Raw genomic sequence first — 24,162 nt, forward strand, 5'->3', positions numbered from 1 at the left:
AAAGATGATGTAGATTCAGTCGTAAAATTGAAGGGCAAAATCTTCCATGGGTACAGGCTTGCCGTACAAATATCCTTGCAGAAAGGTGACGTTACGCGCTTTCAGATAGGATGCCTGTTCTTCATTTTCCACTCCCTCCGCCACTGTCTGCAGATGCAAGCGGGCGGCCAGATCGATGATGTTATCGACAATATGGACGGAGTGCGTATCAATGCCGATCTTGCTGATAAAGCTCTTGTCGATTTTGAGGGCATCAACTTTGATATGTTGCAGATACTTCAGGCTGGAATTACCGGTCCCAAAATCGTCGATGGCAATCATAACCCCCAGTTTATGCAGTTCGTTAACCAACCGTTCAGTCACTTCATCGATAACCAGCAGTTCTCGTTCTGTTAATTCCAAAACCAGCTTAATAGGGTTATCACCGAATGCGTTGATAAAGGCCCGGCAATCCTCCACCAGATTGAAGTCCCTGAAATGGCTGGCGGTGATGTTGAAGGCGAAGTGATAGTCCTTCGGTAACAACTGCGCCATGGGGGCAAATTGTTTGCGTACCTGAGTCATCAACGCCTGGGTCATTGGGATGATGAGGTTACAGTTTTCAGCCATTGGGATGAAATTATCCGGGGGAATGATGCCCATAGTGGGGTGCGCCCAGCGCATCAACACTTCGCATCCTGTCTCGCGCATCAGATGTCCGGATACCACCGGCTGGATATAGGGAATAAACTCCTGATTTTCCAGTGCCTGACGTAACTCATACTCGGGCGAGATGGTGCGTCCTGACCAACGAAATACGGCAAAACCCACGATGACGCTCAGCAGTACCCAGGCGATTAAACTGAATCTGGAGAAATACCAGATATAGCTCAGATAATTGGCTGGAGAAATGGCAGCGACAATCTTGAAGGGGTAGTGGGTCGATGGCAGTTCCATATAGCCCGGCATATCGGGGGATATGAGCGGGGTGGAGGGCGTCTGTTGGTGCTGCCATTGCTGTTGGCCTACGATCAAGCCCAGGGGTAAATCAATACTCAACACACTGAGTTCAGAGAGAATATGATCACCGTATAACCTCACCACAATACTGTCTTTACCGACAACCTTCCGGTAGATAATGAGCTTCTGGTCCTTCTTCACCCTGTTGTCGTTCACGAGATAAAGCGTGCCATCGGTATAGCTATCGAAGTTAATTTCCTCTGCATAATGACCATAGAGGGATGAACAATAGATTTGATTACCCTGAACCAGATTGACGCTGCGGACAGTCTGGAAATACGCCACTTGCATTCTGAGTTGCAACAGCACAGGGGAGAGGCACTCTTTACCCAGGTCTTCTATGACCGCCGTGGCCGCTTGATTGGCGCTGTCCAGGGCTCCTTCCGCCAGACGTTGGGCATGGGCCATGCGCATCAGGGTAGTCCGCTTCAGGTTCGATGTCGTCTGCCCGATAGTACTGATAGCCCCTAGCAGAATGCAAAGCGAGCCAACAAGAATGGCGCGCACCAGCCGGTGTTTGAATTGACGCTTTTTTAACATACCAAACGGCATGAAATTCCCTCTACATCACAGTTTGAACGTTCAACACGGGTTGGTAACACCCCAAATCACACAATAGATCTTATGAATTGCTTTCGTTATGAAACTATTCATATGTCGCACATTAACCCATACAAAAAGACATGTCATTTGAAATGGTGGAGCGCGGAAGGTGTATTTTTACACGTCCCGCTTTCGTCTGTTCTTGTTCAATAGCATGACGCTTACCCGACATCCTGCTCACTTTTAGAATGTGAGTTACATCTCATAATTCACATTTCCCATGCTTGGGTGATTCTCAATCGTGTAATGTTACCCGTATCATATGTGTGGGCACTTAATCACAATAATAACTACCGACAAAACTGATAAGTTTCGAAGGTGACCGGTATTGGTGCTGTTAATACGAAATGCTCCCACCAGGGAAAACTTAAATTGTCATTCAAAAATGACGTTACCCATAACAAATACAGGTCAGGTTATTCATGCCATTAGTCATTGTTGCTATCGGTGTTATCTTGTTGCTGCTCTTGATGATCCGCTTCAAATTGAACGGATTTATCGCATTGGTGCTGGTGGCGCTTGCGGTCGGTTTAATGCAAGGCATGCCGTTAATTAAAGTTATCGCTTCCATCAAAGCGGGTGTGGGCGGAACGCTTGGCAGCCTGGCGCTGATCATGGGCTTCGGTGCCATGCTCGGCAAAATGCTGGCAGACTGCGGCGGCGCGCAACGTATCGCGACCACGCTGATTGCCAAATTTGGTAAACAACACATTCAGTGGGCGGTGGTTTTAACCGGTTTTACCGTCGGTTTCGCGCTGTTCTATGAAGTCGGCTTCGTGCTGATGCTGCCGCTGGTCTTCACCATCGCGGCGGCGGCAAACATCCCGCTGCTGTTTGTGGGTGTGCCGATGGCTGCTGCGCTGTCCGTGACCCATGGCTTCCTGCCGCCACACCCGGGCCCAACTGCTATCGCGACCATCTTCCACGCGGATATGGGTAAAACTCTGCTGTTCGGTACGATTCTGGCGATTCCAACCGTTATCCTGGCAGGTCCCGTCTTCGCTCGCTGCCTGAAAGGTATCGACAAGCCAATCCCGGAAGGTCTGTACAGCGCGAAAACCTTCACCGAAGAAGAGATGCCAAGCTTTGGTGTCAGCGTCTGGACCTCACTGGTGCCCGTAGTGCTGATGGCGATGCGCGCCGTGGCAGAAATGGTGCTGCCGAAAGGCCACGCGATCCTGTCCGTAGCAGAGTTCCTCGGCGATCCGGTAATGGCGACGCTGATTGCGGTTCTGATTGCACTATTCACCTTCGGTCTGAACCGTGGTCGTAATATGGATCAGATCAACGAAACGCTGGGTTCTTCCATTAAAATCATCGCCATGATGCTGTTAATCATCGGCGGCGGCGGTGCATTTAAGCAGGTTCTGGTCGACAGCGGCGTGGATAAATACATTGCGTCGATGATGAATGGCAGTAACGTATCGCCAATTTTGATGGCCTGGTCTATTGCTGCCGTACTCCGTATCGCGCTGGGTTCTGCCACTGTGGCAGCAATCACCGCAGGCGGTATCGTTGCTCCACTTATCGCTACCACGGGTGTTAGCCCTGAACTGATGGTTATCGCGGTAGGTTCCGGTAGCGTGATTTTCTCTCACGTTAACGACCCAGGTTTCTGGCTGTTCAAAGAGTACTTTAACCTGACTATCGGCGAGACCATCAAATCCTGGTCGATGCTGGAAACGATTATCTCGGTCTGTGGCCTGGTAGGGTGTCTGCTGCTGGGAATGGTCGTGTAATGTGAAACAAGCCGGGTAGACTCCCGTTTACCCGGAATACCAGAATCTGATAAGCAGTTTCATATAAACCACCTTCGGGTGGTTTTGTTTTTTCCGCCATTTATCCTGACATCCTTTATCAAAAACACTCATTTTTAGGGTAAAGTCACTGCATATCGCAGGCCGAACAGATTATAAAAAGTCTTCCTGTAAAATTCGGCGTAAAAATTGAACATATTTTGGAGAACACAGCATGAATCAAGGGCCGCTAAACGAAGAAGAACTGGAATGGCTGGATGACACGCTCACTCAGTACGGTAATGATGATTCTGTGTTGGATGTTTCTGAATTAGACGGGATGCTGACGGCGATTCTCTCCGCACCGACCATGATCACACTTGCTGACTGGCAGGCCGCAGTGTGGGGCGGTGAGAAACAACTTCCTCACTGGGAAAGTGCGCAAGAACAACAACGCTTTTACGATCTCTGCTCTCAGCATATGAATGATATTGCAGAACGTCTGTGCCATGCGCCTGACCAGTTCGATCCGCTGTTTGGTTATCGCGAAGTTGATGGTAATGACTACACTATCGTCGAAGAGTGGTGCTTTGGTTACATGCGCGGCGTTGCGTTAAGCGACTGGAGCACCTTGCCAGAAACGTTGCGCACTGTGCTGGAGGCGATTGCCTTACATGGTGAGGAAGCCAATATCGCGAAGCTTGAACAGATGACCGAAGAGGAATATGAAACGAGCCAGGCAGCAATTGGTCCAGCTGCACTGGAATTACATCGTTACTGGAAAGCACAACCTCAATCTGAGACAAAAACGGTTCATTAATCACACTTTGAAAAATAGTTATCTCATTCACCAGGCATTCATTCGTTGAATGCCTTATTGACATCATCTCCTGCTAAACCATTTCTCTGGATACGCCTAAGTTAAATCCCAGGCTAAAACACCGCTCTCACTTCTTTAAGCAAAACAAATAGCTACCTGTTCGTGAAGCACACCATCAGACAAAAGCAAAACCCTCAAGACATACTTAAGAGGTATTTTACAATTCATAACAATCTTACATCGTATTCTTTACACTTATGATATAATGATGATGGGAAAGGACTGCATCATCATTATAATTCGATTAATAACGAGTCTAACAATGCTGAGAAATTCACTGAAGTTTACCCATGGAGGGTACCCAGTATTTATTAAGTTAGCGGATTTCATTCTTATTAACTCGATTTTAATATTGAGTGCATTGCTATTATCAATGGAATCGACTAGCACTGTATTAATGTTCAGCTTTCTCTTCTCTACCGCATTCTTGCTGTTTGGCGAATATACTGAGCTTTATCTCCATCGACCCAAAAACTGGAGTGTACGAGGTCAGTTGCGATTGATCTTATGCTCATTTCTCACGGTGGTTTTTGTTGAGATTGTCAGACTTTTAGCAGGTGGGTGGCAGTCAGTTGGGTATCTAAATACGCTGGAAAATGAATTTATCCCCGTTACCTTATTCTGGTACGCAATACCTCTTTTTTTGCTCTATTTAGTCCATTTAATTTTCCTCAAATACTCAACGAAAAAGAACATTCGCGTCGCTATTGTTGGGGTGACATCTAACGGCCTGGCAGCAGAAGCGGCGCTACTCAAAGAATATTCCAATGTGAAGCTAGATTTGGCGTTCTACGATGAACGCGATGCTTCGAGATTTAGCGATTTGATTGACCGAATCAACAGCCCCTTCAAAGGTTCAGTCAGCGGTCTGGTTGAAGAGGCGCAAGCAGGCAGAGTCGATGAAATCTATATCGCTTTACCGTTAGTTGCGCTGGAAAGGATTCGTCATTTCCTTGCTGTGATGTCCGACACCACGGTTGATACTTACATCGTGCCAGATTTTAACTCCTACAGCACTCATATGTCGGAGCTGCGTTCAGTCCATAACTTACAAACCATCAGTATTCTGAGTTCCCCCTTCGAAGGTTTTGGCTCCTTTATCAAGCGCGCCGAAGATTTGGTGCTGGGCAGCATTATCATGGTGCTGATTTCATCACTGTTGTTGGTGATTGGTCTCGGGATAAAACTGACCTCACGTGGGCCAGTCTTTTTCAAGCAAGACCGTTATGGTCTGAGTGGACAACGAATTAAGGTCTGGAAATTCCGTACGATGAGCGTTATGGAAAACTCAGATAGCGTCGTGCAAGCGACGAAAGGTGATCCACGTGTCACGCGCTTTGGCGCTTTTTTACGTCGCACGTCGCTTGATGAGCTACCGCAATTTTTTAATGTGTTACAAGGCAGTATGTCGATTGTTGGCCCAAGGCCACATGCCGTCACCCACAACGAGCAATATCGTAAACAAGTGGAAAACTACATGATTCGCCACAAAGTTAAGCCTGGGATCACAGGATTAGCGCAAATTAACGGCTATCGTGGAGAAATTGATGCACTTTATAAAATGGAAAAGCGCGTTCAGTACGATATTGAATACATCCAAAGCTGGTCGTTGTGGCTAGATATAAAAATTATTATAAAAACTATTTTCAAAGGATTTGTTGGGAAAAATGCATATTAAATATATTTTCGTAGCCGGAATCGTTATATCACAACCGGCCCTGGCAGACTTAACACCGAAATCTCATATCGGCTTTGCAGGTATTGATTTTCAAGGCAAAGTGGGTGCGAATTACGGTTACGAAGATAATGTGACTTATCAGCCACATGATAGTGATGCTATTGGCTCAAACTTTCTGAGTGCCGCGCCAGTCTTGAGCATGGAGGGCAAACGCGGCGAGGACAAATACCTGATAATGTATTCAGGTGATTATCGCAATTACACTAATGACTCGGCTGATAACTACAATGATCATTTTTTCCGTTTTAATGGTGAGTGGCGTTTTGGGTTAAAGCATGGGCTTGCGTTTAACATTGAAGATTCGATCGGGCATGAGGATCGTGGCCGTGGCGTAACAGAAGGCTTCGTACCTGAGCAATTTCAAGAGTTTGGTATTAATTCCCCCCTTAGCACCAACCTTTTGAACAGTGAGTTGCGCTACACCTACGGGGCTCTTGAAGGGCGCGGCAAAGCTGCACTCGCTGTGCATTATAAAAGACTTCGTTTTGGGAATACCCAGGAAGCGCAGAAAACGGACGATGACTTTTACACGTACATTCAGGAGCAGGAATGGTATGAAAATGGCCTGGTTGCCGAAATATTCGACCAATACTCCCGAAAACACGTTTCCGTTATAGCTTCATTACTAACCAGCAGCATTATGACCATGCTACTGCAAAAGACAGTAACGAATATTATTTGATGTATGGAATCAAGTCCCAGGTTACGGGTAAGACCAATATCGATATGAATGTGGCCTGGTTGTATAAAACGTTTCAGAACAACCCTAACTCGCAGGATTTTAATGGACTAAACTGGGATATTCAGGGCGAGTGGAAACCACTCAATCAGTCTATTTTTACAGCACATACCTCGCAGCGTATTAAAGACCCTTCAGAAGTGGGGGGATATATTCTGGTTTCGCAATACGGTATTTCGTATCAACAGTTTTGGATAAATGATCGTTTCTCTACCTTGTTAGATTATTCCTACACTACGGAAGGCTATAAGAAACAAGATAAGGACAGAACGGATAAAGACAGTGTATTCACTTTCGCCATGAGTTACGACTTCAGACCTTCTGTTAATTTTGAATTGAAATATCAAATAGATACATTGCGCTCTACCAAAGAAACCGATTCGTTCTTTATCGGTGCTGACGACGACCGGGAAGTTCTGAGAACGCTGGGCTATGACAATTCGCTGATTATGTTTACAGCTAAGGTGCAGATTTAAAATGAAAATAATGAAACTCTGGGCATTTTTATTATTCACTGTGCTTTTGGCTGGATGTTCAGCCTCTCAGCCTCCACTCATGGATAATCCTGATGCTGAATCAACGGAATATCTACTCGATTCAGGTGACACCGTCAGTATTGCTGTGTACGGAGAACCTGAGATGACGATGAAGTTTATTATCGATAAAAGTGGATCGATAAATTTCCCTTATATTGGGAAGGTCACCCTAAAAGGAAAAACGCCCGATCAGGTGAGTGCCGATCTCACGGGTCGCCTGGGCCCGGATTATCTGCAAAATCCGATGGTCACCGTCAATATCGCTGAATTCCGTAAATTCTATGTTTCAGGTGAAGTGAAGATCCCTAATGGTTTTGCCTGGGAACCTGAGCTCACGGTAGAAAAATCTATTGCAATGGCAGGAGGTTTCACCGACAGAGCGGATCGCGAAGATATTAGTATCCGCCTCGCGGGTACCAACCAATTGCTTGAGAACGTGGACGTAAGACACACCGTTCACCCCGGTGATATCGTTATAATTGGCATGGGCTTCTTCTAACTATGAAACTATCAATAGTAGAAAATGGCATGAAGCGAGAAAGCTCTATCGATTTCTCCCGGTTTGCCAAAGAAATTAAAAAGAACAGTTGGAAAATCCTCCTCGCCGGTGTGATTGCGGGGGCGATTGCCTGGCCATTAATCAGCATGATGACATCTAAGTATGTCTCGACGGCAACCGTGCTTATCAAAGCACAGCCGGATAACGTTTCTCCCTTCCCGCAGGTAGATGGTTATGACTCGACACGCAACGGGTATTACGAGACTCAGTATGCGCTGATGCAGTCACGTATTGTGCTGGAGCAAGCGGTGCGGAATTTGAAACTGGATGAAAATCCTGATTTCAATGGCGCCAAATCCGACAGCAAAATTGCGAACACTCCTGAGACTCAACAGGTGCGTATTGATAATGCGCTGAAAAAGCTGCTGAAGAATCTCACCGTCACCCCTGTTCGCACCACGCATCTGGCCTCGATTTCCTACGAGTCATCTTCTCCGGAACTTGCGGCTCAGATAGCCAATGGTGTCGCGCAGGCATTTATTGATTACAGCGCGGCGCAGAAGCGCGGCAATACGCTCAAAGCTCGTGAAATCAACCAGAAGCGAATGGACGAGCTTCAAAAGCAAATCGCCGAGCAGAAACTGGCCATTGACGACTATCTGAAGAATCAGGGCTTGTTGACTTTCCGCGGAGTGGATGGCTTTGAGACAGAGCAGTTAAGCATCGTCACTAACCGCCTGGCCGATGCGACTCAGCGCAGAGTGGCGGCGCAATCGCTGTACAACGAAGTCCGTCAACGCCCTGGGCGTTCGCTCGACAATGTCATCTCGCTGCCGGTGATTTCGGATCATGCTCAAATCCAGCATTTACGTCTTGCGCTGATACAGGCGAGAAGTCATCTGTACGAACTGCGCAAATCCTATGGTCCAAAACACATCAAGATTCAGGAAGCCCAGGCGCAAGTTCAGGCGATTCAGGATCAGACCAATAGTGTGCTGCGTGAGCTGGAAACCGGTCTGCGTCAACAATATGAGGCAGCGTCGGCGGACGAAAATAACTATCAGAAACAGCTGGATGAACAAAAAAATCTCTTCCAGAATCTGGCATCCAAACGTGACGGCTATAACGGCTTAAAACTGGCGTTGGATAAAACGGAAGATTCGTACAAAACGCTGTATCAGCGTACTCAGGAACAGTCGCTCTCAGGAAGTGATAGCGATTCAGATGCCGTACTGTATGACCCGGCAGTACCTGCTGAACGCCCAGCTAAACCGAACAAACCTTTGTTGCTGGTTATGGTGGTGCTGTTGGTTCTGGCCTTCAGTATTATGTACTTCATCGTCAAATCCGCGATGGACAGTTCCATTAATAATCTGAGCCAAATGAAAAAGCGCCTGAACCTCGAGGCATTAGGTGAGATTCGTCGCTTTAATGGGTTGGGGAGTCGTGCGCAAATTCGCGATGTTATCGCCAATAATCCGATGAACGCCGACATTATTCACAGCATTCGAACCCGTATCATGCTTGATAATCGCCATCTACAGGCGGTGTCAGTAACCTCGGCAGATCATGGAGAAGGCAGGACGTTGCTGGCGAATCTGTTGGCAAATTCATTCAGTTTTGACCAGAAAACACTGCTTATCGATCTCGACTTCTCCAACAAAGACGGCTTATCAAGCGAATTGGCCAATCCGTCGGCGCATGGGGTTGCTGAGTTGCTGCGTGGTGAAGCGACGCTTGAAAATCTGTGCGTCAAAGTGAATGAAAATCTGGATTTCCTCGCCCGAGGCAATACCTCGATCTCATCACTATTGATGCTGTCGTCTGAAAATCTGGAACATCTGATGCGTGAATTGCGTAGCCAATATCAACGCATAATCATTGACGTTGCTGCGGTGAATCAGAGCCAGGACAGCCAACTGATTAGCCGTGTCATTGACGGTCAGATTTTCATGCTCAAAGCCGGTGCGCCTGCGGAACATATCACCCAGGCGTTGGATAAACTCGAATCTCATCATTCGGTTGTTATTGGTGCCGTGATTAACCAGGTCGTTGATAAAAATCTTGAAACGAAAGAGGGATTACGCTCACTCAACCTTCAAACCAATGAATTGATGAACGGTACAGGCCGTCTATGAGTTTACTGAGAAGCGCGTCCACGATTGCGGGGTCATCAGTCATTTCACAACTGATTGGTGCGCTGTCTATTTGGTTAATTTCACACAAATATGACCTGGCAGAAGTGGGGCTGTACGCGCTTAACTACAGTATTGCGTTGATTGGCGCTCAAGTTTGTACCTTTGCCTCACAGTTGTTAATTCCTAAGCAGCACGATGATGAACTGGCGCAAAACGTGGTGTTTTGCTTATTACAAAGTCTGATTATCGCGCTGCCTTATGCACTTCTTACCGCGTGGCTGTTTAACCAAAATATCTTCTTCCTTTATCTGCTCACACTGTCCAATACGTGGATTTTGATATCGGAGAACTTGTCATTACGTACGGCTAATTTTGGTTTTTTGGTCTTCCAGCGTATTTCTGTTTCCGTGGTCGTGGTGCTCTCCGTGCTGCTTACCACGCATGTTCAGGCATTTTACTGGGCGTGGGCTGGTTTGATGATGGTACTCACCATTGGCTGCATCCTTCGAGCCTTTGATATTCGCACTGTGCAACTGGAACATTTGAGTCCGAAAAATAACCTGGCATTCTTTAATAAGCACGTTCATCACATTACCAAAGTGGGCAGTGCGGAAGTGTTGGCAATGGCGAACAGTAACTTGCCGATCATGCTGATTAATTTTTGGTTCTCAGCGCTTACCGCGGGCTATTTTTCAATTGTGAGCCGCTTCTGCCTGGCACCGGTTGTTATCGTCGGGAACGCGGTGCGTAACACCATATTCTCAAAATGGTCGATAGATTTCCGACATAACACGTTTAACTTTGAAGAGTATAAAAAGGTTCGTTTGCTGCTTCTGGTGTTAGGCGTTGTGTGTACATTTGGGGTGTTTATTTTCTATCCTATCGTCATGCATCTTGGTTTTAGTGAAGACTGGATAAACTCGATCCCAACGTCACGCTATATGTTGCCTTATTTATTCCCGGCGCTGGCGGTTTGTCCGTTGACCGTGATTGAGCTGATCTTTGGATCTCACCGTTATTTCCTGCGGATCCAGGTTGAACAATTAGCGATTGTACTGATTGCATTTGTCATTGTGCCTTATTTTTATAACGACTATGCCACATCGATTATTCTGTTCTCTGTACTCACTTTCGTTCGTTATGCCTTTATTTATCTCAAAGTAAATAAACGCGCCAATCTTTTGAAAGACAGGCCGGTCGTATTATGAATCTCAATACTGGGAATTATTTACAGACATACTCCTTCCTTACCCTGATGATTTGCGGGTTGGTTCAATATTTCACCGGTGTGTTGGCGGTGTTGTGGATCCCATTCTTCCTGACGTTGCTGATGTTCATGCTGCTGGTGATGCAAACCCGCTACGAAAAATTACAGCTGGATAAGCAAGAAATTGTGGTGCTGACACTGTATCTCATTTTCCTGGTATTGGCGGGAGTGTCCACCCTATTACAAGAAGGGATAACCGATGCGATTGTTGGCTTTAAAAATGAGATAGCACTTTCGCTGGTGATGGTCTGCCTGTTATTAGGATTCTGCCGTGAGTCGCAGGTTTATCGCGTAATCCGTTCTTTGTATTGGGTGTTTTACGCTCAATTCCCGGTCGTTCTTTATCAGTTGCTGTTTGTTGTACCCCAGCGTGTTGAGGTGCGTGGTGAAGAAGATAAATGGGACTCCGTAGTAGGAACCTTTGGTGGCGACCCACTGGGAGGCGGGAATACCGCAGCGATGGGGATGTTTTGCCTGTTGATTATGCTGTTAAAAGTCTCCGAATTTAAGCACGGTTTAACCAGTTTCAAATCGATGGCCTTGCACGTCATTTTGGGTTTTGGCTTGTGTATCGTCGGTGAAGTCAAATTTGTCATTCTGTTGTCACCCATACTGCTGGCGTTGCTATGGGTAATGCCCAGTTTCGTCAAAGGGGTGAACAAAGTGAATATCAAAGCACTGCTTTTTATATTCGCGGGGATGGCATTACTAATTGCGCTGGCTATCGTTATTTTAGCTTCTGGTTATTCCACGGCCTTTGGAAGCGACCCTACGCAAAGCTCACTGGCTGTTTTTATTGATTCACTCGGTTATATTTTTGACCCGAATTATATTCTGCCTTCAGGTGAAGTGGGGCGCTTTACCACACTGATCTTCTGGCTGAAGAATAACGACCTGTGGGGGCTTTCCGGAACGTTATTTGGTTACGGACTGAATGCGACAAACAGCGGAAGTATCGTTTCGCCAGGCTTCTTGAATCTCACTTATAATCTGATTCTCGATTCAACTTCTTTAAGTATGTTGCTCTGGGAAGTGGGCGTGGTGGGGACGCTGTTATTTATCGGTTTAATTCTCTACATCCTGAAAATTGTGCAACCTAAAGCTCTGTTAGCGCGCGAGCAATTAGACACACAAGACCTGCAATTACTCAGTTTTGCGCCTGCATTTAGTGTTTTTGCTATCAGTTGCTTATTGAGTTTGCCCTACAGTCAGATACTCACGATCACGCCAATGTTACAATTTTTATTCTATCTGTCACTGGGCTCCAGTCTGATTATTCGTCGATCCGTTTATCGTTTTGCGGAGCAATAATATGAGTAATAAACCCTTCATCTCCGTGAGTATTAAAACACTTAACGAAGCCGAATGTATTGAAAAAACGATTGATAGTATCCAGCAACAGATTGCTGAATATCCGCATAAAATAATTGTTGCCGATAGTTTATCCACCGACAGCACTCAGCAACTGGCCAGCAATAAAGGTGTCACCGTGGTGTCGTTAACGCAACCTGCGGACCGCTGTTGTGGCGTCGGGCACCAACTTGGCTATCTGTACAGCGAAGGGGAATATCTGCTGTTAATGGATGGCGATATGGAGTTGGAAAAAGGGTTTATCGATAGCGCTATTGCTTTTCTGGAAAGCCATCCTGAATACGCGGGCGTAGCGGGTACAGTGGAAATGGATGAAGCCACCAACTATGAATTTAAATCGCGTAAACAGCGGTTACATGAAATTTATCCCGTTGGGGATTGCGATCATTTAGGCGGCGGTGGCTTATATCGCCGCTCGGCAATAGAAAAAATTGGCTATCTGACTAATCTCAACCTTCATGCGTATGAAGAGGCTGAACTTGGGATGCGCCTGGTCGATGCTGGTTATAAATTACACCGCCTGAATGTGCCTTATTTCAGTCACACTTCACACGACATGCCAACACTCAAATTGCTTATCTACCGTTGGAACAGTGGATATAACCAGGCACCCGGCGAATTGTTGCGCAGCGCCTGGGGAAAACCCTATCTGCGAAATGCGATAAAAATGGTTAAAAATGAGGTGATTTTTGCGATTTATTTATTGCTATTACTGATTGCTATTTTGACCTTCAATATCGACATTATTGCGCTGGCTTTGCTGCCGCTGATGGCATTTATTATCCTAAAAACGATTAAAAATCGATCATTACTTAATGGCTTGCAAAGTGTACTTAATTTAGCCGTGCTTTCCGTCGGATTACTCAAGGGACTGACTCACTCGATGCGGGATCCAATGACTCCACCCGACAGCAAAGTCATTCAAGAATAGGTTTCTATGATGAAAATTTTACTGGTGAATAAGTTTTTCTACATCAAAGGTGGTGCAGAAACGGTTTACTTCCAGGAACGCGAAATGCTGAAACAGGCTGGCGTCGACGTTATTGATTTCTCAATGCAGCACGAAAAAAACTTCCCTTCTGACTATGCAGACTATTTTGTCAGTAATGTCGATTATCATAAAGGAAGTAACCTGCTTGGTGGGATTAAGACGGCGGTAAACTTTATTCACAACGCTGAAGCCTGCAAAAAAATGAAGGCACTGCTTGAGAAAGAACGCCCAGATATTGTTCACTTTCATAACATCTACCATCAGCTAACCCCATCGATAATAAAGATTGCCCGGGATTTTGGCTGTAAAACGGTGTTAACCGCTCACGATTATAAGATTGCCTGTCCTTCCTACGCGATGTTGCGTGATGGCAAAGTCTGCGATGCCTGTATCACGGGGTCAGTTTACAATGCGTTTAAATATCGCTGCTACGAAGGGTCAGCATCCAAAAGCCTGCTGCTCTCTTTGGAAGCCACCTGGCAATTTATCGCGAAGAATTATCAGGCTCTGGATGTCATTATTTCGCCCAGTGAATTTTTGCGCGGAATCATAAGACATACGTTGCCCAATTCACGTATTGACGTGATTGTGAATGGTATTGATGACAGCCAGCCGTTCCAGGATATTGAAGACCAGGGCTATATACTCTTTGTCGGACGTATCAGTCCTGAAAAAGGGATTCAAACATTAGCGCAAGCACATCAGCTTATGCGCAATAAAATCCCGCTGAAAATCGTGGGTAATGGTCCAATTTATAATGACCTGGTGACGCAATTTCCACAGGCAGAATTCCTCGGTTATGTACAACAAGGCGAGGGATTAGATGCATTAATTAAGCACGCAAGAGTGATTGTTGTGCCTTCTGAATGTAATGAAAATTGCTCGATGTCAGTGTTAGAAGCCATGTCATTTGCGCGGCCCATTGTGGGGTCGCGTATTGGTGGGATCCCAGAACAAATACGTGACGGCGTTGATGGCGCTTTATTTGAGCCGGGAAATGCCCAGGAGCTGGCCAATATACTCGACGATCTGGCCGAAAATCCGGATAAAGCGCACCACATGGGATTAAATGCTCACCAGCGACTCTGCGATAAATACGCCATGCGTAATCATATGGAAGCGTTGATCAATTTGTATCAAGAATTGTTGAGCAAACCTTAATATGACCAAAAAAATTACTGTTATCGGCACGCGTGGCATACCCGATGTGTTAGGGGGAGTGGAAACCCATTGCCAAAATCTTTATCCCGCCATCAAACAACAGTTCGATGTGGATATTTGCGTCATCGCTCGTGCGCCTTATGTTGGTTACAGTAAATCGCAGTATAAAAGTATTGAAACCGTGGCGCTGTGGGCGCCCAAAAAACGGTCGCTGGAAGCGATTGTTCATTCTGTTTTAGCGGCGTTTAAGACCTGTTTTGACCAATCCAGTATTGTTCATGTACATGCTATCGGGCCGGGTCTGGTCGTGCCACTGCTGCGCTTACTCGGCAAGAAAGTGGTGTTTACGCACCATGGCCCTGATTATGAACGCCAGAAGTGGGGCGGTATTGCAAAAAAGGCTTTACTGCTGGGCGAAAAATTCGCTGTAAATTATGCCAATGAAGTCATCGTTATTTCTGAAGTGATTAATCAGCTGATTCAGAAGAAACATGGCCGCAGGGATGCCCATCTTATCCCTAACGGTGTGAATATACCGCCAACGTTTACCCCTGAAATCATTCATAAAACACTCGACCGTTATGCCCTGAAGCCTAAGAATTATCTTGTTGCGGTGGGGCGTTTTGTGGAAGAGAAGGGGTTTCATGATTTAATTACGGCCTACCAACAATCCGGAGTATCCGAGCCGTTGGTTTTGGTCGGTGATGCGGACCATCCTTCCGACTACAGCATACGTCTGAAGGAATTAGCCATAAAAACGCCGAATGTCATTTTGACCGGTTTTTTAAAAGGTGACGCACTGAAAGTGGTATTTTCTCAGGCAAAGCTATTTATCATGCCTTCCTATCACGAGGGATTGCCAATCGCGCTGCTGGAGGCCATGTCATATTCGCTGCCCGCGGTGGTGAGTGATATTCCGGCAAATCTTGAAGTCGGGCTGCCAGCGGACGCCTATTTTAAGGTTGGTAATGTGATTGATTTAGCAGAAAAAATGAAGGAGAGACGCGTGTTAACTGGCGCGGATTACAGTAAATTTCTGCAAACCTATGACTGGAGTGAAATTGCCAGGAAAACAGTAGGTGTCTACCATTCAATAGATAAATCAATAGGTTAAAATTGACGAATTCAACCCGACGCCCCATCGTCATTGACAGATTCTACGAAGTGCTTGATGAACAAACTCAGGCACAGCTGACTCCCGAACAAAAGCAGGAGATAGAGGGCGCGCTCGTTTCTATCACTCTTTCAACACACCACCGGATCGATATTCGTAAGAGCTTTCCCTTTTTTGGGACGCGCTACTATATGGTCTTTTTACTGGGACGAGACTTACGTAAACGGCTGCGTAAAGAATCGACTCTGGTGCGAATTGTTGTGACGTTACTGATTCTTTGCGGTTCTATCTTCGCCGTATTATGCCTGCTATTGACGCTGTATATGATCAAATCCGCAGTGGGAATCGATCTGATTCGTAATTTCCATGTGGGGATTTGGGACTGGTGGCTCAGCTTGCGTAACAACTAGTCTTGGGCGAGTTAACGCCCCAGCACAAATCGGAAATACTATGAATATAAAAACGTTAGTTTCATTGATGTGCATGGTTTTTCCGGGGGCGGTCATGGCCGTACCGATGACAGTTGTAACGCCAAAAGCCCTTTCTGGCCCAATCACGAATCCGGGAACGGGGATCGCCAGCTTTCATCAGGGATATGGAGACCAACTGACGCAGGCGCAATATCCCGATACCGGAATTGAATACGAGCGTTTTTACTGGTCAGAAGTTGAGCCCGTTGAGGGGCAGTACAACTTTGCTCTTGTTGATGAGGCTTTTAAGTTTGCCGCGAAGCATCAACCGGCGATGAATGTCGGATTGCGATTTATGGTGATGGATGGCCCAGAAAGCGGGAGCAAAATCCCAGACTGGCTGATTAAAAAAGGGGTGAAAGGCGTCTGGACATCGGACAATAAAACTTTCGCGCCGGACTTAGATGACCCCATTTTCCTTGAATATAGCCAGCGTCTGCTGAACGCGTTTGGGAAGCGGTACGATGGTAATGAAAACCTCGCCTACATCGATATTGGCATGGTGGGTTCCTGGGGCGAATGGCATAACAGCAATTTCCCTTCAATGACTCCGCTTGAAAAACGCTACACGCCTGCTCAACTAGAAAAGTACGTCACCATGCACTTTACTGCGTTTCCTAAAACGCCAAAAATCATGCTGATTGCCGGTGGCGATAATCTCGTGAGCGCCATGAGACGCGGTGCTGGCTGGCGTGGAGACTGCCTTGGCGACTGGCGAAACTTTTCGACAACCTGGAATCTGATGGAAGATGACTATCCGCAGCGCATAGAGGCGGCACAGGCGGCCTGGTCAGGTTTTAAAGATGCGTGGAAACGCGCGCCGATTAGTTTTGAGATCTGCGGCCATATGGCCGAGTGGAAAACCATCCAGCATTATTCCCTCGAAGAGGTACAAAGGACCTTTGACTGGGCCGAAGCGCAGCATGCCAGCACGATTAATTTAAAGTCCACCGAGGTGCCGGCGATGTATCGCGGCATAGTCGATAAGGCGCTGACAAAACTGGGCTATCGTTTTCGTTTAGCCTCGTTAAGCCATGATTCTGTCGTCTCAAAAGGCGGGACTCTGACGCTAAATGGCCAGTGGAAAAATGAGGGTGTCGCGCCGATTTACCTGAAATACGATCTGTCGTATCGCCTGGTAAATGATGCGAACAAGGTTATCGCCCAAGGGAGAACCTCTGATGATATTCGCAGCTGGCTACCCGGCGAGCGCACGGCGAGCTATCGTCTGGCACTGCCTGCGACATTAGCGAATGGGCAATATTTTGTTGAAGTGGCGATGCTGGACAAGCAAGGAAAAGCGAGAATTAATCTGGCTAATGAAGGCAAACAGAGTGATGGTTGGTATCGAGTGTCGAAGGTTCGCGCTCAGTAATATCCCCGTCGCCCTTCAAGTTGCAGGGGTGTTGGCTGCTCTCGTTCACCCGAATCACTTACCTGTGTAAGCTCATCGGGATTCGCTCAATTGCCGCCTACCTGCAATTTGAAGTAGCTTGGGTATATAAAATTAGAATTAAGAACTGAAACCGTTCGGGTTATTTTTCTGCCAGTTCCAGGTGTCGCGCATCATTTCGTCAAGAGAGCGGGTCGCTTGCCATCCCAGTTTTTGTTTCGCTAAGGATGAATCTGACCAGCATTCCGCGACATCACCCGGTCTTCTGTCGACAATTTTGTAATTAATTTGGGTTTGTGCGGCTTTTTCAAAAGCCTTAATCAGGTCAATAACGGAATAACCGACACCGGTCCCCAGGTTGATAGCTTTGAAGGCCGAGCCCTCAGCTTTATGATCCAATGCCGCCAGATGCCCGCTTGCCAGATCCAGCACATGAATATAGTCACGCACTCCGGTTCCATCGGGTGTTGGATAATCGTTGCCATAAACCGACAGGCATTCGAGTTTGCCAATTGCCACCTGAGAAATATAAGGGACCAGGTTATTAGGAATACCGTTAGGGTCTTCACCAATACGGCCTGATGGATGCGCGCCCACCGGGTTGAAATAGCGTAAGCAGGTAATGCGGAATTCAGGTTGTGCATGCGAAAAATCACGCAAAATTTGCTCAACCATTAATTTCGACGTCCCGTATGGGTTAGTGGTTCCCCCTGTCTGGCACTCTTCGCTTAGCGGGACTTTTTCTGGATTGCCGTATACCGTTGCAGATGAGCTGAAGATCAAGCTATCTACGCCTGCAAGCAACATTTCATTGAGCAAAACCAGCGTCCCAACGACATTGTTTTCATAATATTCCAGAGGCTTTCTAACCGACTCGCCGACAGATTTTAAGCCAGCGAAGTGGATAACATCGGATATCTCGTGATTTGAGAAGATCTCTTTTAGCGCATGTTTGTCTAAAATATCGGCAACATATAATGTCGGCACTTTTCCGGTTAATTCTGCAACCCTGTCCAAAGAGGCTTTAGACGAGTTAGAAAGGTTGTCGATGACGACGACATCATCACCTCTCTCCAGTAATGCCAGAACGGTATGTGAGCCAATATAGCCAGCACCACCAGTTACAAGAATTGCCATAGTATCTCCAGAATAATATTGAAAAATGAGTGTATCGAGTCTGTGTCGATCTCATTCTTATACCCAAAATAATTCGAGTTGCTTGAAGGCGGCAAGGCCGTAAGTCCCCAGGAGCTTACTTGAGTAAGTGACTGGGGGGCGCGGGTGCAGCCAACGCATAAGCAGCTTGAAGTATGACGGGTATAGTCAAGTTGACCAATAGTATCAGCAAACACCCGGCCATTCATCTGCTGTTTCAGGCAAAATACTGTTTCCGGTATTTGACAAAACATTTAAAGATTATCTTTTTAAATGGCGAGAAGAAGCTGAATATCCAATTTTTGGTGTCGTAGACAATATAACTTTTAGAAAAATTAAAAGTATGAATACCGGCGCTTTTATTAATTTCTGGAACAATATTAGCCACCAGTCGCTCTTCGAATTCTGATGAGTTTAAGTTGATTAACTCTTTGATATAAATGGATTTACCATACAGCCCCGGTAAGCATTCCTGAGTGAGAATATAATTTCTGTTATTGGTGGAATAAGGCATTCCGGCACCGCGATGGTGGTAATTACACAAGGTTAACGAAGGCTCTATTTTTTCCCAGTTACCGAACAAGTCACTTGCAGTGTGAATAACCATTTCATTATCCAGCGTAGTGGATAAGAGATAGCTGACGCCATCCAAAGTAAAGTAGACATTATCGGTATATTCGACATTGGAAAGTAACACTTTTACTTTTTCCCAACGTGCCGGGAACTCAGTGGATTGAAAGAGAATGACTTCCTTTCTTTCTGATGATTCCGGAATCATAAACAGTTTATCATCATGGAAAAAAACAAAAGGAAACGACAGGTGGCATCGCAAATCGTCAAAGCCTTGCAGTTTGATATCTTCAATCTCTTCCATATTACTATTCAGAACACGGCACTTCAGTACTCCCTTTGAGTTAAGGAAGCTAAATGCTTCATAGAAGATAAAAAGCTTATCTTCTTTTTCGATAATAAAAGGGTCTGCCTGAAATGTGTATTTTTTATTAAGCAGCTGTGCTTTTGAATGACTGAGAATATCCAGTGTATTATCAGGAAATGAATGCATGCTATTTTTAATGACCATGATGTCCCAGGACTCATGGAAAAATAACTTTTTAATTAATTTATTGTTTTTGTTTAACATTTTTTCATCTTATTCATGTTAGTCATCACCAGATACAGGAAGAAAATGTTGCTTATTATTGTATGAGCAGAAGCCATGCTCGATGTTCAGAATACTGCTGTTGTGGAGTATAGACGTTCAGGCAACATTCGCCTTTCTGAAGAGAAAAATCTGGGGGATTTTGCAGGGTAGGGCAAGGAACACTTTTGAAAATGAGAACCGGTAAGCATAAGCATGCTTACCGGTTAGAATTTATTAAGCTTGTGTATCCAGGGTAGAAAGTTCTTTATCTACGAAATACAAGCCTTCACCGCTTTTACCCACCAGACTTAATTTATCCAGTACAGATTTAAACAGTTTTTCTTCTTCATGCTGCTCAGAAACATACCATTGCAGGAAGTTAAAGGTCGGATAATCCTGAGAGGTCATCGCCGCATGAGCCAGTTCATTAATCTTGCGAGTAATTAACTGTTCGTGCTCGTAGGTTGCGCTAAACAAGCTATCCAGAGAAGTATAATCATGGTCTGGTGCTGGAATAGCATTGATACGAGGTAAGCTTCCGGTATCCGTTAAATAAGCAAACAGGCGCTGCATGTGCTCCATCTCTTCCTGAGCATGGCGACGCAGGAAAGCGGCAGCCCCTTCAAAGCTATGGTAGCTGCACCAGGCACTCATTTGTTGATAAAGCAGGGAAGAGTAAAGCTCAAGATTCATTTGTTCGTTAAGTTTTTCGATCATTTCAGCTTTAAGCATGAGGCGCTCCATGAGAATTAGGACTTTAACAATGGCGCTACTTTAATTTTATTATTTCTATAATGCAAAGGAATTGTTAATTATATTATTGTAATGAGAATGGTTGCTAATATTATTCTTTTTTAAAACGATTATTACAGGCCAATAGGAATGATTATTATTTAATTAATAGGGTGAAGCATAATATATTGTCCACCCCATGAGTAAATTCTCTCCCTTCACTGGACGGCTATTTCGTCCCTAAGGTATTTCTCCATTCCGATGCCCCGGCACTGATACTCAAGCGTAACGGTTTGGTTCAGGCACAACGCGCCGCTGGTCAGGGAGCAGGTTCTGATTGGCTCCCCATAGGGGAATGCAGCGGTATAACCCCATTGTTGGCACTGGTGGCTGGCTGCTGACTGTGCAACGTAGGTATCAATTTTCGCTCTTTGTAACGGGGCAATATCAAAACCCAGACGCACAACCCCTGCAACTTCGCTTCCTTTGACGGGCTGTGGGGTTTTATTCATGGTGCAACCGCTTAATAACGCAGCCACTAAAAGCAAATAAACAGATTTCATATGCTGAGGCTCAAATGATATTTCTTATGATTTTAGCATGCAGCAAAACAGAATATTACCAACAGCACAAAGCTGCATAATTTCCTTTACGTTAATGAACAGAGCGCCTTCTAAGCTAAATTTAAGATAATAATCGGGTGATAATTTACTGCCGAAATCATATGCGTGCCGATTCCATTGTGATTGGAAGTTTTGAACAGGACAAGCGGGCGCATCAGCTTAAGGATAGTGTGGCGCTGTTTCGTATCGCCAAATCGGAATCAACAGACGGCTCTTCATCGGGTAAAACGCAGAAGTGTGAGCCCATCTTTATTTTTTAAAACTAAATTTCATTAAATTTGAAAGTATGTTTGCTAGATAGTATCGTTACTGCAGACCTAAGCTTTTCACCGCGGGAAATCCCGTGACCCAATCAGGAGACGGAAATGAAAATAGCACTGATGATGGAAAACAGTCAGGCTGGCAAAAACGCAATCATTCTTAATGAGTTGCAAGCGGTTGCTGCTGAGAAAGAGTACCCGGTTTACAACGTCGGTATGAGCGATGAGCAGGATCACCACCTGACCTACATCCACCTCGGTATTATGGCGAGCATTCTGTTGAATTCTAAAGCCGTTGATTTCGTTGTGACCGGTTGTGGCACAGGCCAGGGCGCAATGATGTCCCTGAACATCCACCCGGGTGTGGTTTGCGGATACTGCCTGGATCCAGCTGATGCTTTCCTGTTCTCCCAAATCAACAACGGAAACGCGCTGTCACTGGCATTCGCTAAAGGCTTCGGCTGGGGTGCAGAGCTGAACGTACGTTACATGTTTGAAAAAGCATTCACTGGCCGTAAAGGCGAAGGCTACCCAATCGAGCGTAAAGAGCCACAGGTTCGTAACGCAGGTATCCTGAATCAGGTTAAAGCTGCTGTAGTAAAAGAAAACTATCTGGACACCCTGCGTTCTATCGATCCTGAGCTGGTGAAAACGGCTGTGACGGGTGAGCGTTTCCAGAAGTGCTTCTTCGAAAACTGCCAGAACAAAGAAATTGAAGCGTTCGTTCGCGAAATTCTTGCCTGATAGTATTTAATCGCAAATAAAGATGGTCAGCCTTTGCTGGCCATTTTTTTTGCGTCAACACCACTTAATCCCCGGCGTGCTGCGTCTGACGTGCGGCTTCAAGATGCTGCGCATCCCAGTGTTGATGGTTGATATCCGCCTGCGGCGCTTCCGGCCATCGCTGTTGAATGCCTCCGTGGAGGCTCGGTTTATGTAGCGTAGGGAAGTTTAACGAGGGTGAATGTTTGGCAGGTTCTGCGGCCTTCGCCTGAAAACTGATTAGCGCCAGAACCAGCATTACTCTAAACGTTATCTGTTTCATCACGACCTCAACGACACGCGATCTCTTGCGTTAAGTATAATTGAGGTCTGAAGTGCATTATTGCTTTTTGGACACACTGCTCCCGGCGTTATGCGGCAGTCGCAGTAAATCAATCAGCCCAAGCAGGCAAATCAGCGTAATCATCACAAACGATATTTTGATCGATATCCCTGGAATCGACGCGACATCGAACCACTGGCTTATTTTCTCGCCAAGGCGAATCCCAATCGCGCCCAGCGTAATTCCTAACCCAACAGACAGTTGTGTCGCGGTGCTAAAGAGCGTATTGGCGTAGCTCATTTGTGAAGATGGCACATCTGAAAAGGCGAGGGTGCTGATGCCGGTAAATTGCATTGAGCGGAACATCCCGCCAAAAAACAGGATGGCTATCGTCAGCCAGACAGCGGTATGCGGCGTGAGAAATGCGCAGGCCAACAGAGACGCGACATTGAGCAGACCGTTTAAAATCAGCAATTTTTTGAAGCCTAACGCTCGAATCAGCGACGTGGTGGCGGGCTTCATGGCGAGGTTACCGGCAAATACCGCTAAAACCAGCATGCCCGAATGAAAAGCATCCATACCGAAACCAACCTGGAACAGCAGCGGCAATAAAAAGGGTACCGCGCTGATGGAGGTGCGGAAAAGCGATCCCCCGTACATTGTCACGCCAAAGGTTTGTACCTTTAAAGCCTCAAGACGAATCATCGGATGTTGGGCATGTTTAAAATGCCAGAGTGAAAACCATAACGATGCGGCGCCTAATAGCAGCAGCCCCAATGTTGGCAGGAGATTAACCTGCGATTGCCCAAGCATCTCCAGACCGTAGACCAGGCTAATCATCGCCACGGCGGTACCGGCAAATCCGATACCGTCAAACGGACGGCGTTCGTCATCATGAATATCAGGAATCAAACGCCACGCCAGCGCCATTGCAATCAGTCCAAGCGGCAGGTTGATATAGAAAATCCAACGCCACGACGCATAACTGGTGATGAATCCGCCCAGCGGAGGGCCAATGATCGGCGCAACCAGTGCAGGCCAGGTCAGCGTGGCGATAGCGGTGATCAGTAAATGTTTAGGCGTGGTTCGTAACACAGCCAGTCGCCCGACGGGTACCATCAACGCACCGCCAACCCCTTGCAAGATGCGCATTGCGACAAACTGTTCCAGCGTATTGGCCATCCCGCACAACACGGAGGCAAAGGTAAAGATCCCGAGTGCGAGGGTAAAGACTTTGCGTGCGCCAAAACGGTCGGCAATCCAACCGCTTGCCGGGATCAACACGGCCAGAGTCAGCAAATAAGCACTCATACCAATATTCAGATCAACGGCATCGACACCAAACGTTTTTGCCATTTCCGGCAGAGCGGTAGCAATCACCGTCCCATCGAGAAATTCCATAAAAAATGCGCCAGCAACCAACAACGCCATGCCAGAAATGCCACGTTTTGGTGACTGAGAAGGGGAGTTTTCCATGAATGAAACTCAGAATTAAAATAATGTTTTAAAAATTTATTGAGACAATTAACCAGTTAAGTGTTGGATTTGCAAGCCATTTTATGTGACGGACT

Annotated in this window: 20 protein-coding genes and 1 pseudogene; 14 read left to right on the forward strand and 7 right to left on the reverse strand. The window is 46.2% G+C overall.

Annotated elements, in window-relative coordinates; all coding sequences use genetic code 11:
- Positions 1 to 15: 15 nt before the first annotated feature.
- Positions 16 to 1,551, reverse strand: a complete 1,536-nt coding sequence (locus RHD99_RS09320) for an EAL domain-containing protein (protein ID WP_309878535.1) — start codon at positions 1,549 to 1,551, stop codon at positions 16 to 18.
- A gap of 473 nt (positions 1,552 to 2,024) precedes the next feature.
- Here RHD99_RS09320 and gntT point away from each other — a divergent pair, with 473 nt between their 5' ends.
- The 13 genes and pseudogenes from gntT to RHD99_RS09385 all read left to right on the forward strand — a co-directional run bounded on the left by gntT (position 2,025) and on the right by RHD99_RS09385 (position 17,617).
- On the forward strand, positions 2,025 to 3,341 hold the full coding sequence (gene gntT / locus RHD99_RS09325; protein WP_309878536.1) for a gluconate transporter: 1,317 nt from the start codon (positions 2,025 to 2,027) through the stop codon (positions 3,339 to 3,341).
- 232 nt (positions 3,342 to 3,573) lie between these two features.
- On the forward strand, positions 3,574 to 4,158 hold the full coding sequence (locus RHD99_RS09330; RefSeq protein ID WP_309878538.1) for a YecA/YgfB family protein: 585 nt from the start codon (positions 3,574 to 3,576) through the stop codon (positions 4,156 to 4,158).
- Positions 4,159 to 4,480: 322 nt separating this feature from the next.
- The gene (locus RHD99_RS09335) at positions 4,481 to 5,896 is read left to right on the forward strand and encodes an undecaprenyl-phosphate glucose phosphotransferase (RefSeq protein ID WP_309878539.1); all 1,416 of its coding nucleotides are present in this window, start codon (positions 4,481 to 4,483) and stop codon (positions 5,894 to 5,896) included.
- A pseudogene (locus tag RHD99_RS09340) lies at positions 5,886 to 7,171 on the forward strand (outer membrane beta-barrel protein). The gene RHD99_RS09335 and the pseudogene RHD99_RS09340 overlap by 11 nt, the downstream one beginning before the upstream one ends.
- A 1-nt stretch (position 7,172) precedes the next feature.
- Positions 7,173 to 7,730 carry a polysaccharide biosynthesis/export family protein gene (locus tag RHD99_RS09345; RefSeq protein WP_309878540.1) on the forward strand — a complete coding sequence of 186 codons (558 nt, stop codon included), beginning with the start codon at positions 7,173 to 7,175 and terminating at the stop codon, positions 7,728 to 7,730.
- Between the two features lie 2 nt (positions 7,731 to 7,732).
- Positions 7,733 to 9,868: a GumC family protein gene (locus tag RHD99_RS09350; protein ID WP_309878541.1), complete on the forward strand. Its 2,136-nt coding sequence runs from the start codon at positions 7,733 to 7,735 to the stop codon at positions 9,866 to 9,868.
- A complete protein-coding gene (locus tag RHD99_RS09355) occupies positions 9,865 to 11,076 on the forward strand; it encodes a lipopolysaccharide biosynthesis protein (protein ID WP_309878542.1) in 1,212 nt (403 codons plus the stop codon). The genes RHD99_RS09350 and RHD99_RS09355 overlap by 4 nt, the downstream gene beginning before the upstream one ends.
- Positions 11,073 to 12,446 (forward strand): capsular biosynthesis protein, encoded by a 1,374-nt coding sequence (locus tag RHD99_RS09360; protein WP_309878543.1) that lies wholly within the window; start codon positions 11,073 to 11,075, stop codon positions 12,444 to 12,446. Before RHD99_RS09355 ends, RHD99_RS09360 begins: the two co-directional genes overlap by 4 nt.
- 1 nt (position 12,447) lies before the next feature.
- Positions 12,448 to 13,437 (forward strand): glycosyltransferase family 2 protein, encoded by a 990-nt coding sequence (locus RHD99_RS09365; RefSeq protein WP_183269651.1) that lies wholly within the window; start codon positions 12,448 to 12,450, stop codon positions 13,435 to 13,437.
- A gap of 9 nt (positions 13,438 to 13,446) precedes the next feature.
- Positions 13,447 to 14,658 (forward strand): glycosyltransferase family 4 protein, encoded by a 1,212-nt coding sequence (locus tag RHD99_RS09370; protein ID WP_309879125.1) that lies wholly within the window; start codon positions 13,447 to 13,449, stop codon positions 14,656 to 14,658.
- Between the two features lies 1 nt (position 14,659).
- A complete protein-coding gene (locus tag RHD99_RS09375) occupies positions 14,660 to 15,772 on the forward strand; it encodes a glycosyltransferase family 4 protein (protein ID WP_309878544.1) in 1,113 nt (370 codons plus the stop codon).
- A gap of 2 nt (positions 15,773 to 15,774) precedes the next feature.
- Positions 15,775 to 16,182 carry a hypothetical protein gene (locus RHD99_RS09380; RefSeq protein WP_309878546.1) on the forward strand — a complete coding sequence of 136 codons (408 nt, stop codon included), beginning with the start codon at positions 15,775 to 15,777 and terminating at the stop codon, positions 16,180 to 16,182.
- Positions 16,183 to 16,222: 40 nt separating this feature from the next.
- Positions 16,223 to 17,617, forward strand: coding sequence for a DUF4832 domain-containing protein (locus RHD99_RS09385; protein WP_309878547.1), 1,395 nt, complete (start codon positions 16,223 to 16,225; stop codon positions 17,615 to 17,617).
- 138 nt (positions 17,618 to 17,755) lie between these two features.
- Here the strand turns inward: RHD99_RS09385 and galE are convergent, their stop codons facing one another.
- From galE to yecR, 4 genes are all read right to left on the reverse strand, one after another.
- Positions 17,756 to 18,772, reverse strand: a complete 1,017-nt coding sequence (gene galE / locus RHD99_RS09390; protein ID WP_183269647.1) for a UDP-glucose 4-epimerase GalE — start codon at positions 18,770 to 18,772, stop codon at positions 17,756 to 17,758.
- A 235-nt stretch (positions 18,773 to 19,007) separates the two neighbouring features.
- A complete protein-coding gene (locus RHD99_RS09395; protein WP_309878548.1) occupies positions 19,008 to 19,931 on the reverse strand; it encodes a glucosamine inositolphosphorylceramide transferase family protein in 924 nt (307 codons plus the stop codon).
- A 234-nt stretch (positions 19,932 to 20,165) separates the two neighbouring features.
- Positions 20,166 to 20,663 (reverse strand): non-heme ferritin, encoded by a 498-nt coding sequence (ftnA, locus tag RHD99_RS09400; protein WP_183269645.1) that lies wholly within the window; start codon positions 20,661 to 20,663, stop codon positions 20,166 to 20,168.
- Between the two features lie 218 nt (positions 20,664 to 20,881).
- Positions 20,882 to 21,175 (reverse strand): YecR family lipoprotein, encoded by a 294-nt coding sequence (yecR, locus tag RHD99_RS09405; protein WP_255459217.1) that lies wholly within the window; start codon positions 21,173 to 21,175, stop codon positions 20,882 to 20,884.
- Between the two features lie 476 nt (positions 21,176 to 21,651).
- Between yecR and RHD99_RS09410 the strand changes: the two genes are divergently transcribed.
- Positions 21,652 to 22,290 (forward strand): RpiB/LacA/LacB family sugar-phosphate isomerase, encoded by a 639-nt coding sequence (locus tag RHD99_RS09410; RefSeq protein ID WP_183269642.1) that lies wholly within the window; start codon positions 21,652 to 21,654, stop codon positions 22,288 to 22,290.
- A 64-nt stretch (positions 22,291 to 22,354) separates the two neighbouring features.
- On the opposite strand, the gene RHD99_RS09415 is transcribed toward RHD99_RS09410, so the two are convergent.
- Complete coding sequence (locus RHD99_RS09415; RefSeq protein ID WP_309878549.1) at positions 22,355 to 22,591, reverse strand: hypothetical protein; 237 nt, start codon at positions 22,589 to 22,591, stop codon at positions 22,355 to 22,357.
- 57 nt (positions 22,592 to 22,648) lie between these two features.
- Complete coding sequence (locus RHD99_RS09420) at positions 22,649 to 24,067, reverse strand: MFS transporter (protein WP_309878551.1); 1,419 nt, start codon at positions 24,065 to 24,067, stop codon at positions 22,649 to 22,651.
- Between the last annotated feature and the right edge of the window lie 95 nt (positions 24,068 to 24,162).

The sequence above is a fragment of the Buttiauxella selenatireducens genome (genome assembly GCF_031432975.1).
Taxonomy (GTDB): Bacteria; Pseudomonadota; Gammaproteobacteria; order Enterobacterales; family Enterobacteriaceae; genus Buttiauxella; species Buttiauxella selenatireducens.